The organism is Niastella vici (assembly GCF_002077945.1).
GTDB classification, from domain to species: domain Bacteria; phylum Bacteroidota; class Bacteroidia; order Chitinophagales; family Chitinophagaceae; genus Niastella; species Niastella vici.
The window spans coordinates 132051-145204 of the sequence record NZ_LVYD01000050.1 but is presented as its reverse complement, the minus strand read 5'-3'; the positions used below and the strand labels follow the sequence as shown (position 1 = coordinate 145204).

Annotated in this window: 10 protein-coding genes; 6 read left to right on the top strand and 4 right to left on the bottom strand. The window is 44.9% G+C overall.

Features of this window, described 5'->3' with window-relative positions; translation table 11 throughout:
- Positions 1-219: 219 nt before the first annotated feature.
- A complete protein-coding gene (gene dnaK, locus A3860_RS20155; RefSeq protein WP_081149045.1) occupies positions 220-2133 on the bottom strand; it encodes a molecular chaperone DnaK in 1914 nt (637 codons plus the stop codon).
- A 489-nt stretch (positions 2134-2622) separates the two neighbouring features.
- Between dnaK and A3860_RS20150 the strand changes: the two genes are divergently transcribed.
- The 5 genes from A3860_RS20150 to A3860_RS20130 all read left to right on the top strand — a co-directional run bounded on the left by A3860_RS20150 (position 2623) and on the right by A3860_RS20130 (position 6920).
- Complete coding sequence (locus A3860_RS20150) at positions 2623-3300, top strand: hypothetical protein (RefSeq protein WP_081149042.1); 678 nt, start codon at positions 2623-2625, stop codon at positions 3298-3300.
- A 9-nt stretch (positions 3301-3309) separates the two neighbouring features.
- The gene (locus A3860_RS20145) at positions 3310-4047 is read left to right on the top strand and encodes an N-acetylmuramoyl-L-alanine amidase (RefSeq protein WP_081149040.1); all 738 of its coding nucleotides are present in this window, start codon (positions 3310-3312) and stop codon (positions 4045-4047) included.
- A gap of 463 nt (positions 4048-4510) precedes the next feature.
- Positions 4511-5587 (top strand): DUF2235 domain-containing protein, encoded by a 1077-nt coding sequence (locus A3860_RS20140; RefSeq protein ID WP_081149038.1) that lies wholly within the window; start codon positions 4511-4513, stop codon positions 5585-5587.
- Between the two features lie 192 nt (positions 5588-5779).
- The gene (locus A3860_RS20135; protein WP_081149036.1) at positions 5780-6199 is read left to right on the top strand and encodes a helix-turn-helix transcriptional regulator; all 420 of its coding nucleotides are present in this window, start codon (positions 5780-5782) and stop codon (positions 6197-6199) included.
- Positions 6200-6500: 301 nt separating this feature from the next.
- Positions 6501-6920 carry a VOC family protein gene (locus A3860_RS20130; RefSeq protein WP_081149034.1) on the top strand — a complete coding sequence of 140 codons (420 nt, stop codon included), beginning with the start codon at positions 6501-6503 and terminating at the stop codon, positions 6918-6920.
- 177 nt (positions 6921-7097) lie between these two features.
- Here the strand turns inward: A3860_RS20130 and A3860_RS20125 are convergent, their stop codons facing one another.
- The gene (locus A3860_RS20125; protein ID WP_081149033.1) at positions 7098-7655 is read right to left on the bottom strand and encodes a GtrA family protein; all 558 of its coding nucleotides are present in this window, start codon (positions 7653-7655) and stop codon (positions 7098-7100) included.
- A gap of 415 nt (positions 7656-8070) precedes the next feature.
- Here A3860_RS20125 and argS point away from each other — a divergent pair, with 415 nt between their 5' ends.
- A complete protein-coding gene (gene argS / locus A3860_RS20120) occupies positions 8071-9900 on the top strand; it encodes an arginine--tRNA ligase (RefSeq protein ID WP_081149031.1) in 1830 nt (609 codons plus the stop codon).
- 147 nt (positions 9901-10047) lie between these two features.
- On the opposite strand, the gene A3860_RS20115 is transcribed toward argS, so the two are convergent.
- A complete protein-coding gene (locus A3860_RS20115; protein ID WP_081149029.1) occupies positions 10048-11076 on the bottom strand; it encodes a tetratricopeptide repeat protein in 1029 nt (342 codons plus the stop codon).
- A 31-nt stretch (positions 11077-11107) separates the two neighbouring features.
- On the bottom strand, positions 11108-13057 hold the full coding sequence (gene glgB, locus A3860_RS20110) for a 1,4-alpha-glucan branching protein GlgB (protein ID WP_081149028.1): 1950 nt from the start codon (positions 13055-13057) through the stop codon (positions 11108-11110).
- Between the last annotated feature and the right edge of the window lie 97 nt (positions 13058-13154).

Genomic DNA, 13154 nt, shown 5'->3' with positions numbered 1-13154 from the left:
GATAACTGTGCAGGCGTTCTATCAGCGATGAATAACCTATAATTAAAAACCATAAACTAAAAAAACGTTGCATTCAACAGAGGCTTTATATTCTTTTCATTTATATATTTTCAAAAGTTAAAGCTTGAGAAGAAATCCAAGGATCTCTAAATCCCAAAATCAAAAAGCCCTCCGCTTACGCAGAGGGCTTCGTCTTTTATTGTAATCTCCGTCCCTATTTTATTTTACTTCCTCGTACTCGGCATCGGTTACATTTTCGCCGCCGCTGCCGCCATTACCAGGTTGCTGGCCACCGCCTGGTTGCTGCTGTTCGCCACCGGCTTGTGCACCTTGCGTTGCTTTGTACATTTCTTCGCTGGCTGCCGTCCAGGCATTGTTCATTTCTGCACTGGCTGCATCGATAGCGTTCAAATCTTGCGATTTGTGTGCTTCTTTTAATTTGTTAAGCGCATTTTCAATAGGCGCTTTTTTATCGGCCGGGATCTTGTCACCGTATTCTTTCAATTGTTTTTCGGTTTGGAAGATCAGGCTATCGGCCTGGTTTACCTTGTCAACCTTTTCGCGGGCTGCCTTATCCGTGGCTTCATTGGCCCGGGCTTCGGCTTTCATTTTTTCAATTTCATCCTTGCTTAAACCGCTACCGGCTTCAATACGGATCTTTTGTTCTTTTCCGGTGCCTTTATCTTTTGCCAGTACGTGTAAGATACCGTTGGCATCGATGTCGAATGTTACTTCGATCTGCGGTACACCGCGGGGGGCAGGTGGAATATCAGTTAACTGAAAGCGGCCAAGGCTCTTGTTCTGATTGGCCATTGGACGTTCGCCCTGCAGTACATGTATTTCAACACCGGGCTGGTTATCGCTGGCGGTAGAGAATACTTCTGATTTCTTGGTAGGAATGGTTGTATTTGAATCAATGAGGCGGGTCATTACACCACCCATGGTTTCAATACCAAGGCTCAGCGGTGTTACGTCGAGCAACAGTACATCTTTCACTTCACCGGTGAGTACGGCGCCCTGAATAGCAGCACCAACGGCCACCACTTCATCGGGGTTTACCCCTTTGTTGGGTTTTTTACCAAAAAACTTCTCTACAATTTCCTGCACTTTCGGAATACGGGTGCTACCACCTACCAGTATCACTTCATCAATTTGTGAGGTAGATAAACCGGCATCTTTCAGCGCCTGCTCGCAGGGCTTCAGACAACGTTCGAATAATTTATCGGCCAGCTGCTCAAATTTGGCGCGGCTCAGTTTTTTAACCAGGTGTTTGGGCACTCCGTCAACTGCAGTGATATAAGGCAGGTTGATCTCTGTTTCGGTTGAAGAAGACAATTCAACCTTGGCTTTTTCAGCAGCTTCTTTCAAACGCTGTAAGGCCATTGGGTCTTTGCGCAGGTCAACGTTTTCATCATTTTTGAATTCGCCGGCCAGCCAGTCCATGATCACCTTATCGAAGTCGTCACCACCGAGGTGGGTATCACCATTGGTTGATTTTACTTCAAATACACCATCGCCCAATTCGAGTACAGAAATATCGAATGTACCGCCACCAAGGTCAAATACAGCGATCTTTTGATCGTGTTTGCCTTTGTCGAGGCCATAGGCCAGGGCGGCAGCTGTAGGTTCGTTCACGATACGGCGTACATTTAAACCGGCAATTTCACCGGCTTCTTTGGTAGCCTGACGTTGTGCGTCGTTAAAGTAAGCCGGAACTGTAATTACGGCTTCATTCACTTCCTGACCCAGGTAATCTTCGGCCGTTTTCTTCATTTTCTGAAGTATCATGGCTGATAATTCCTGGGGTGTATATAAACGGCCGTCTATGTCAATACGTACCGTATTATTGTCACCTTTTGCCACTTTATAGCTCCAGTGGCTTATTTCTTCTGTCACCTCGTCGAAGCGACGGCCCATGAAACGCTTAACGCTCATGATGGTATTGTGCGGGTTAGTAATGGCCTGGCGTTTAGCCGGGTCACCCACTTTGCGCTCGCCGTTCTTCAGAAAAGCCACTACTGACGGGGTGGTACGGCGTCCCTCGTCATTGGCAATCACCACCGGTTCATTTCCTTCCATTACTGCCACGCAGCTATTGGTGGTACCGAGGTCAATTCCTATTATCTTTCCCATATTGCTGAATTTAATGTTCCCTTATGGTTATCAATGATTATGCCGTGGCGGTAAAGGATGAAAAAATGTCAGTTTTTTGGCAGTTCGCCCGGTTCGCCCTTCAAATTTTGCAGTTTACCCTTTCAATTTTCTGCCAGGAATTAACTCATTGTCATAACATGCTCCCAACTACGCCGTATTATCACATTGAATAATTTGTTTATCCGTCGTCTTTGGAACAACTTATCATATTCTGTCGCTTTTTACGTTTAAGTACATTTTAGATAGTAACACCCCCTAAACCCCGGCATGCCGGGTCAAGCTCCCGAAGTATCGGGACAAGTTCTGCCGTATAAACGCTGTAGATCGCCAACATTAAACCGGGCGATTGGTAGTTTCATCGAATAAATCATACATTATTTCAGGAATAGCCATCGTTTTTGAAATCCGGCATTCCCTTTGGTTGTAAAGGGATTGTCTTAATTATGTCCTTTAAAAAATCAATCCCTTATGCTTTTTCAGTTCTGGGCCCTATTTGCCATACTAACTGCAGGCGTTGTTTTTTGCGACAGAAAGTTCAACATGTTGCGCGACCTTAGTAAAGCCAGTCCCCGCCCCTATAGCTGGTCACGGGTTCAGCTGGCCTGGTGGTCGGTGATCATTTTAACTGCATTTACCTCCATCATGTTGCAAACCGGTCACGCGCCAAACCTGCACCATTCTACCCTTGTTTTGCTCGGCATCAGCGCCGGTACTACGGCTGCCGCCCGGGTCATTGACCTCGCCGATCAGCAAAATCCGCTGATTTTCCGTCACCAGGATATCAAGACCAGCAATTTCTTTCTCGATATTCTGAGCGATCAAAATGGCGTGAGCATTCAACGATTCCAGGCTCTCCTGTTCAACGTGATATTCGGCATCTGGTTCATTGCTTCCACGCTCGGCAACCTCGGCGATCCCAATTTCTGCCTCTCCGATTTTGCCAAAGGCGACCCCAACCTGGCGCAATGCCTGTTGCATTCAACCGACTTTTTAATTCCAATTGTCAGCGATAATAACCTGATACTACTTGGATTAAGCTCGGCCACATATGCAGCTTTAAAAATTGCCGAAAACAAAGGAACCGCTTCCGAAACCCTGTCAGAGAAAGTGGTGGATGAAGCCTTGAACACCCCTGCACAGGGTTAAATTTTTTATATGAACATAACCTCTGTTTTAAGTCCCAATTTTACCCAGGGACGTAGGACCTACCGACCCGAGGCCATCGTTATTCATACTATGGATGGAACCCTGAAGGGTACCGACAGCTGGTTCCTGAGCCCGTTGTCACAGGTATCGGCCCATTATGGTATTGGCAAGAACGGTGAAGTACACCAATATGTTGAGGAAATCGATACCGCCTGGCATGCAGGCCGCATTCACGATCCTACCTGGCCGCTGATCAAAAAGACCTCCGATGGCTTGTTCATCAATCCCAATTACTATACAATAGGTGTAGAACACGAAGGCAATGAAATGAGTGAGTGGACCGATGCCATGTATGGCACCAGTGCCGAGCTCATCCGTAAAATGTGTCAGCGCTGGAGCATACCCGCTGATCGCCTGCATATTATAGGCCATCATGAAATTTATTCTTTAAAGAATTGTCCGGGTTTTAAAGTAGATATGGACAAACTCATCGCCCTGGTAAATGGCAGCACCCAGGTGGTGAACGGACAAATAAGCAAAACCGAAAAGTTTGGTAAGGTTACCACATTAACGCGCCTGAACCTGCGGGCCGGCCCCGGTAAAGTATATAAAATTACCAATATGGTGAACGCCGGTATACAGCTGGCCTACGACGGTTTTACCATGCAGGGTGAAACGGTGAACGGTAATGGAAAATGGTATTATACCGAAGAGGGCAACTGGTTCTGGAGCGGTGGAGTGAAATAATTTTTATTGCTGATTTTGGGATTTCTGGATTTTGAGATGTCTATCCATTCGCAATTCCTTAAATCCCTAAATCTCAAAATCTCCAAATCAGAAATCCGCGTTATTTGCTAATGACGTCAGCAGCGGTACTACCATCAGCTGCTGTTGTGTCATGCCGATTCCATCGGCATCCCTACGACTTAGGTCGGGACTTGTACGTCCCTATCGCTATTCCTCTTTCTTCTTTTTGATCAATATCAATTGTATAATTAACTATTGTATAAAAATAGTTAATATCTTGCCGGCCTTTCCCGTTTGTAACTCCCCTGGTTTCTTCCTGATTTATAGCAATCGCATTTTAACATTCTTCCGTACATCTACCTGCGAAAACAGGTAATTCCCGGTTTATCAGTCAACCATACCAATGTAATTTTATAATTGCCTCCGTTCCCTGCATTTACCTCACGAAACCATACTAAAAGCCATGAAGCGTCTTATTACCTGCAGTGATGGAACCTGGAACAAACCCGGCAATATCGACCGCGGTGTACGCGTTGAAACCAACGTCGAAAAAATGTATCAGTGCATTTGCGCATACGATACCGCCAACAATCAAATCATTCCTCAGTTAAAATTTTATGATAAAGGAATTGGCACCGGCTATTCCTGGAAAAGTAATTTAATGGGCGGCATCCGCGGCGCCGGTATTGATAAGAACATCAAAGACATTTACACTTTTCTGATCCTGAATTATGAACCCGGCGACGAAATTTACCTGTTCGGTTTCAGCCGCGGCGCTTATACCGCGCGTAGCATTGGCGGATTGATCAGGAATTGTGGCATCCTTCGCCCCGAATACATTGAACTGGTCGATAAAGCCTATGACCTGTACCGGGCCCGCGATGAGTATACCAAACCTGAATCGGATATGATGGTGGGCTTCAGAAGGCAATATGCCCGCGAAAACGTAACGCCAATAAAATTTATTGGCGTGTGGGATACGGTGGGCAGTCTGGGCATTCCCCTGCCCTGGTACCGGGCCTGGAATATGAAAAAATATCAGTTCCATGATGTTACCCTCAGCAGCACGGTGCAGAATGCTTACCAGGCATTGGCTATTGACGAAAGAAGGCGGTTGTTCGCCCCCACATTATGGAAAGTAAGCGATACAGTTAAGAACGATCCCAACCATCCGCAAAAAGTGGAGCAGCGTTGGTTTGCCGGCGTGCACAGTAATATTGGCGGTGGATATGCCGATACGGGGTTAAGCGATATCGCCTTGCAATGGCTGTCGGTTCAGGCCCATAAAACTGGTTTGTGCTATGAGCGAAAAGAGTACGAACAAATAAAAGGCAATCCCTGGGGTGAGCTGCGCAATTCCTATACTCCTTTGTTTTGGCTATGGCCGCCGGTATGGCGATCCATTACGCTGAATGATGATACCAATCAAACCATTGATGAAAGCGTGTTAGAACGGTTCCGGGAAATGTATCAGTACCGGCCGCGGAATTTGCGGAAGTATGTTAGTATTGATAATAGTGAAAAATCTGTTTTGATTTGAGTGTTGGGGGCAATGGAAGGTTGGTTATTTTGAGATTGCGGGATTTAGCGATTTTGGGATTTCATTTTGGTTCTGCCTTCTAACAAATCTCAAAATCGCTAAATCCCGAAATCAGCAATTCTTATCATTATCCAATCAGGTTAATTTCACTACTTGTGATCAATTGTGTATATTAGGTTCAATAATCGAACTATGCCTATTGCCTCCGAGCTATACCAGCGCATTGTTACCGCCAAGTTGTATATCGATGACAATTTTCAGGAAGCAATTGACCTCGATAAAATGGCCGGACAGGCCTGCCTGTCGCGGTTTCATTTTCATCGTCTGTTCACCAAAGTATATAAGATCACCCCGCATCAATACCTCACGCAAAAAAGGATCGACAGGGCAAAAGCCTTGCTTCATAAAGATGACCTCAGCATTACAGAGGTGTGTAATGAGGTTGGGTTCGAAAGCATCGGTTCTTTCAGCATCCTGTTCAAAAAAGAAATTGGCTTTGCGCCCACCTATTACCGCAATATGGCCTGGTTAAAACAACAACAGGTAAAAGAACAACCAAAACAATTCATTCCTCATTGTTTTATTGAAAGCTATCAATTGGAAGATAAATAGTTGACAGTGAGCCTGATTTAATGTGGATCGGGAATTCTGCATTAATATTAGGCAACATGTTGCTTATTCTCACTCTTTTATTGAATTTAAGTTGTCCAGTTGTTGTGTCATCCTTGTACCAACCTTGTATCATCCCTGTGCAAACACCCCTTTTTACCGAAGGATGACTGAAGGATGATCGAAGGTATATAGAAAGGGTAATCTGCTTTTTGCTCCCCTTTAAGGGGCTGGGGGGTAAAAAAGCAATATTCAATAACCTCCTTCCCGCCGGGCTCGATAGCTTTGTTTAAAACAAAAACATATGATCACTAAATTATCGCACGCCAGTTTTTTTGTCACCGACCAGGAAAAAGCCTATGACTTTTATGTAAATAAACTGGGTTTTAAGGTGCATACCGACGCCACCATGGATAACGGGTTCAGGTGGTTGACGGTTACCCCGCCCGAGCAGCCCGATCTGGAAGTGATCCTGTTCCCCGCCACCAGTGCTGTGAATGGATTTGATGAGGAAGTTCGCAATGCATTGAAGTTATTACTCGATAAAGGCGTGATGGGCGCCGGGGCGTTTCATACACCCGATTGCCGCGCCACTTATGAAGAGTTAAAGGCAAAAGGTGTTCAGTTTAAAGGGGAGCCCAAAGAACAGTTCTATGGTATTGAAGCCATCATTAACGATGGTTGCGGCAACTGGTTTAGTATGACGCAGCCGAAAGATCACTGATAGTACAATTGCCGCTTCAAAAAAGGCAATATTGCAAAAAGGTAGATGCTGAAGTAAGGGGTATGAAGCAGGAAAGATATTTTGAGATTGCGGGATTTAGAGATTTTGGGATTTATCGGAAAATTCAAACTGCCGCAAATCCAGAAATCTCCAAATCTCAAAATCAGCAATTATTTCTTACTTCCTATTCTTACTTCCTTCACCATCCAGCACTTCTGTTTCCATTGCAGCCTCTGCTTCAAGGAATGCGCCTTCTTCGGGTGTTTCTTCTTTAAAGGTGAAGTGCTTCTGGGTAAGAAAACTGAAACCTACAACAATAAAAGTGGTCAGTATTTTTGATACCGTGGGGTATAAATGACATTGCTCAACAAACAGCCTGATGAAGAGATAATTCAGGCACAAACAGATCATCACCAGTACAAAATACCTGAATAACTGTATTCTTCCCCGTATAGTTGAACCGGGAAACACAATGGTGCGGCTCATATAAAAACCCAGGGGGAAAGTTATGGTAAACGAAACGAGGAAGGCTGCCACGTGCTGTTTGATCGGAAAACCCAACGGGGTAGGAACAAGTGGCGTCTTGAATAGATAATGAACGCTGAGATAAAACAGCGTAATATCCAGGATCGTATTACCGCCACCACATGCTGCATACTTGAAAGTCTGCAAAGGCATTAACCGGCGAAAGTAAGGATAAAAATAGTTTATGACGGCATTGATCAGGTTCTTCACTATCGGTAATTTATACTTTACAAAGGTAATTGAATATCAATAATTACCGGCCTTCCTTCTCCGCAACGTGCATATTTTACTTCGTTTTTAAGGTGGCCAACCGGTTCTGCCTGCCAAATTTTGCCAAAAAAACCAACTCACGACAGCTTTTAGTAAGCGCCAGCTTGACTGTGATCAATAAAATTTAACATATGCTTAAAAACGCTTAAAAACCCACATATTTGAGCGCTGTTTAACCCCTAAACACTAAATAAGAGCTTTCCGCCGATAGCGGGAGGCTCTTTTACCCCCAGCCCACACTGCCAGCCTCCTAAGGAGCCCGGTAACTGATTATACCTCTCTACCGCCCTGTAACTTGAAACCTGTAACCTGAAACCCGCTCTATTGTATTATTTTTGCCGCTCAAATTCAAAGCATGGCAATAGTTCCCGTTATTCAGTCGGCAGTAAGCGCACAGATAAACAAGTTGTACCAGGTAGATCTTGACCCTTCTTCCATCACCGTAAGTGAAACCAAACCCGAATTTGAGGGCGATTACACTGTAGTGCTCTTTGCCCTGCTGAAAACCCTGAAAAAAAAGCCGGAGGAACTGGGAAATGAACTGGGGCAGGCGCTGGTGGCCGGCAATGCCACCTTGTTCAGTGGTTTTAATGTGATCAAAGGATTTTTAAACCTCGCCGTCAGCGATAGCTTCTGGCTGCAATTCCTGAAAGAACAATACAACGACCCGCAATATGGCCGCCATCCGCGCAACGGTAAACGGGTGATGGTTGAATATGCTTCTCCCAACACCAATAAACCCCTGCATCTTGGGCATTTAAGAAATATTTTCCTGGGCTGGAGCGTGGCCGAGATCTACAAGGCCAATGGCTATGAAGTGGTGAAAACCTGCATTGCCAACGACCGCGGCATTCATATTTGTAAAAGTATGATCGCCTGGCAACTGTTTGCCAATGGCGCCACACCCGAAAGCACCGGCATAAAAGGCGATCACCTCGTTGGCGATTACTATGTAAAGTTTGGCGAAGAGTTGAAAAAGCAAATGGCGCCTATCATAGAAAAGAAACAGGCCGAATTGCTTGAGAGTGGAAAAACGCCCGAAGAAACTGCCAAATACCTGCACGACAAAAAAGAGGAGCTGGAAAAAGAAGCCCCCATTATGAAAGCCGCCCAGCAAATGCTGATTGACTGGGAAGCCGGCAAACCCGATGTGGTGGAGCTCTGGCGTACCATGAACGGTTGGGTATATAAAGGCTTCGATGAAACATACAAACGCATTGGCGCCAACTTTGATAAAGTGTATTATGAAAGCGAAACCTATTTGCTGGGAAAAGAACTGGTGGAAGAAGGCTTGCGCAAAAAAGTATTCTTCCTGAAAGATGATGGCAGTGCGTGGGTCGACCTTACCAAAGACGGGCTCGATGAAAAGATCGTTCGCCGCCGCGATGGCACTGCCGTTTATATTACGCAGGACATTGGTTTGGCCGAAGTAAAAAAGAATGAATTCAATTGCGACCTCAGCATTTATGTAGTGGGCGATGAACAGAATTATCATTTCAAGGTATTAAAACTCATTTGCCAGAAGCTGGGGCTCGAAGGCGCCGATGGCATTTTCCATTTAAGCTATGGCATGGTAGAACTGCCTACCGGCAGAATGAAAACGCGGGAAGGTACTGTGGTGGATGCAGATGATATCCTCGATGAAATGATCCGTGAATCTGAACTAAAAACAAAGGAACAGGGCAAAACAGAAGGGCTCTCCGAAGAAGAGTTAAAAAATCTGTATGAGATCATCGGTACCGGTGGTTTAAAGTTCTTCCTGGTGCGCGTTGATCCCAAAAAGCGGATGATCTTCAATCCGGAAGAGTCGATAGAATTACATGGTTTTACGGCCACCTTTGTTCAATACACTTATGCGCGTTCGCAATCGGTGTTCAGAAAAGAATTATATACAGGCGGTGAAATAGGCGCAGAGTTGCTGCCGCTTGAAAAACAGCTGATCATTACCCTGGAAAGATATGCCGATATTATTAAACAGGCCGGTGATGAAATGAACCCAAGTGTTATTGCGGGCTATGTGTTTGAAGTGGCTAAATTATACAATACGTTTTACAACGAGCATAGTATACTGAAAGCAGAATCGCCGGTTAAAAAGGAATTGCGTTTGCAGATAAACCAAATGACCGCCCATGTTATTAAATCAGGAATGGCATTGCTGGGAATACGGGTGCCTGATAGAATGTAGTGTAACGTAAGTGGTAAACGAAAAAGATCTGTGGATGTAAAATAAGTGATTGCTGATTCCGGGATTTAGGGATTTTGAGATTTGTTAGAAGGCAGAACCAAAATGAAATCTCAAAATCTCTAAATCTCAAAATCAGAAATTGATATCTTAAATCCCCCCCGGCATTTTCTTCTCTTCTTTCAAATTCTTCAACGAAGGGTCCATTTCAATGGCTTTATCACACAATTGCTGTCCCTTCTCCTTCTCCCCTTTCTTCTGGTAACTCAGGCCTATCATGTACAGGGAGTTGGCATTCTTTTTATCGATGGCCAGTATTTTATCCCAGTAATTAATGGCATCATCATATTTACCTATGCGGTAATAAGCATCGGCCACATTATACAGTAATTCCTGGTCTTGCGGTTTGCGTTGCAGTACTTCCTGTAACAATGCCAGGCCTTTTTCGTAATTCTTGATGTTCAGGTAGGCATTGGCGAGGTTTTCTATATAGTCGTTGCTGCGCTGATAGCCTTTGGCAGCTGCCCGCTCGAACCAGTAAATGGCTTTTTTATCATCGGGGATGGCATAGTATACCAGGCCTGCTTCATACATCCAGTTTGCCTTGGTGCTGTCGCGTTCGATGGCCTGTTCAAAACAGCCGGCGGCTTTTTTGTAATTGCTCATCTCAACCAGGCTTTGTCCGGCAATGTAGGGTGTTTCGGCGCGTTTGGGATCTTCTTTAAATGCCAGTTCGCAATACTTCAGGCATTCGCCATAATTCTGCTGCTCATAATAACTTTTGGCAATTATGTAATTGGAAGAATTGCCGATCTTTTCTTCCTGCATTTTTTTTGCGTAGGTAATGGCGTCATTCCACTGGCGGGTATTTAACGACAGGTTGGCCAGGTTCTCGATAACCTCGGCATTTTTGGGATCTGTTTGATAAGCCGTTTTAAATTTTTCGCGGGCATCCATGTAGCGTTTTTGCTCAACGAGCGATTGCCCCCAGCCTACCAGCACTTTGGCATCGGTGGGTGAAAATTGCGCGGCTTTGGCAAAAGCTTTTTCGGCTTCCCGGTACCGGCGGCCCTCTTTTTCGGCCATCCCTTTCTTAAAATAGAAATCTGTGCTGTCGGTTTGCGCATATGTAATGTTGGAAATTAATCCCAACATTAAAATAATGTTAACGTTCTTCATAGTTATTTAAATTTCTATACCACAAAAATCATTACTTCAATACTATTGCTCCCAACGGTGGCAGGTGCACATTTATTTCATACATATTGTCGTTTTTGTTAAGACTAGATGTTAATATTTCTGGATTATAAACATTGCCACTTCCCCAATATTTTTTGGCGTCGGAATTAAAAATTTCGCGCCATTGCGATTTCCCGTACGTATATACCTTCCAGTCGTGCCGTACCACTGGGGTTAAATTCAAAATGATCAGCAAATCATTGGCCGGGTCTTTCGCCTTACGGCGATAGGCAATTACACATTCGGCCGGGTGGTTGAGATCGACCCATTCGAACCCGTAAATATTAAATTGATTTTCATACATCGCCGGTTCATTCCGCAATAATAAATTCAGGTCGCGCACACAATCTTTCAATAGGCGGTGCGGATCGAATTTCAACAGGTCCCACTGCAGTTCGCTTTTATAGTTCCACTCATTGGTGTCGCCGAATTCGTCGCCCATGAATAAGAGTTTTCCGCCGGGGTGCGTAAACATATACGTATACAGGGCGCGCAGGTTGGCAAATTTCTGCCACTCATCGCCCGGCATTTTAAAGATCATGGGGCTTTTTCCATGCACCACTTCATCATGGCTTAACGGTAACAGAAAGTTTTCATCATAGTAATACATCATGCTGAACGAAAACTTGTTCTGGTAATGCCGCCGGTAAATGGGGTCCATTTTAAAATAATCGAGTGTGTCGTGCATCCAGCCCATCATCCATTTCATGCCAAAGCCCAACCCGTTCTGGAATGTGGGGCGCGATACGCCCGGCCAGTCGGTTGCCTCTTCGGCAATCGATTGCACATCATGAAAATCGCGGTAAATGGTTTCGTTCAGGTCTTTGATGAAACTGATGGCTTCAATATTTCCATCACCGCCGTATTCATTAGGTTCCCACTGGCCGTGGGTACGCGAATAATTTAATTTCAGCATAGAGCTTACCGCATCAACCCGTATGCCATCGATATGGAATTTATCGAACCAGAAGCGTGCGCTGCTGATCAAAAATGATTTTACCTCTCCCCTTTTATAATTGAACACGTAGCTGTTCCAGTCGGGATGAAAGCCTTTGCGCATATCGGCATATTCGTAAGTGTTGGCCCCATCGAACATAAACAGGCCATGCGCGTCGTAGGGGAAATGCGAAGGTACCCAGTCGAGTATAACGCCAATGCCTGCTTCATGAAAAGCATTGATGAGCTCCATAAAACTTTGCGGATCGCCAAAGCGGCTGGTAGGTGCAAAATAACCGGTTCCCTGGTAGCCCCAGCTGCCATCGAACGGGTGTTCCATCACCGGCATAAATTCTACATGGGTAAAACCCATTTCCTGTACATAAGGCACCAGCCGTTCGCGAATTTGATCATAGGTGTTATACGATTCTTCGTCGTATTTATTCGGGCGCATCCAGCTGGCAAGGTGCACTTCATAAATACTGCAGGGCGCTTCCAGCGAATTGTGCTGGCGGCGGTTCTGCATCCAGTCATTATCGCGCCAGTTATACTGCAGGTCCCAGGTAATGGAAGCCGTGTTGGGGCGCTTCTCCCAGAAATTGGCATAGGGGTCGCCTTTATCGGTTTTGACGCCATTGAAGCCGTCGATATGATATTTATACACTTCGCCTTTAGATAAGTTGGGAATAAAACCTTCCCAGATGCCCGACTTATCGAGCCGTACAAATAATGGATGACTGGTGGGGTTCCAGTCATTAAAATTACCGATCACCGAAACAAACGTGGCATTGGGCGCCCATACGGCGAAATAATATCCTTTGTTACCCAATACTTCAATTTCGTGTGAGCCAAACAGATCGTACAACCGGTAATGCGTACCCTGTTGAAAATTACGGATGTCATCTTCAGAGAAAAAAGAATAATTCCAAACTGTCCTGGTACTGTCTACAAAATGGATCTCTTCATATTTTTTTACTACTTCCATATGCCTGATCTGTTGGTTTTGTCTATTGTTATCTGTTAGGGTTAGTGCTGCTTAAAATTTTTTACTGCTTTAACTATTTATTAAGATATCAAAAAAG

What these genes read in the sequence shown, in the direction of transcription:
- dnaK (WP_081149045.1), bottom strand. Translation starts at nt 2,133, where the DNA reads ATGGGAAAGATAATAGGAATTGACCTCGGTACCACCAATAGCTGCGTG.
- A3860_RS20150 (WP_081149042.1), top strand. Translation starts at nt 2,623, where the DNA reads ATGCTTTTTCAGTTCTGGGCCCTATTTGCCATACTAACTGCAGGCGTT.
- A3860_RS20145 (WP_081149040.1), top strand. Translation starts at nt 3,310, where the DNA reads ATGAACATAACCTCTGTTTTAAGTCCCAATTTTACCCAGGGACGTAGG.
- A3860_RS20140 (WP_081149038.1), top strand. Translation starts at nt 4,511, where the DNA reads ATGAAGCGTCTTATTACCTGCAGTGATGGAACCTGGAACAAACCCGGC.
- A3860_RS20135 (WP_081149036.1), top strand. Translation starts at nt 5,780, where the DNA reads ATGCCTATTGCCTCCGAGCTATACCAGCGCATTGTTACCGCCAAGTTG.
- A3860_RS20130 (WP_081149034.1), top strand. Translation starts at nt 6,501, where the DNA reads ATGATCACTAAATTATCGCACGCCAGTTTTTTTGTCACCGACCAGGAA.
- argS (WP_081149031.1), top strand. Translation starts at nt 8,071, where the DNA reads ATGGCAATAGTTCCCGTTATTCAGTCGGCAGTAAGCGCACAGATAAAC.
- A3860_RS20115 (WP_081149029.1), bottom strand. Translation starts at nt 11,076, where the DNA reads ATGAAGAACGTTAACATTATTTTAATGTTGGGATTAATTTCCAACATT.
- glgB (WP_081149028.1), bottom strand. Translation starts at nt 13,057, where the DNA reads ATGGAAGTAGTAAAAAAATATGAAGAGATCCATTTTGTAGACAGTACC.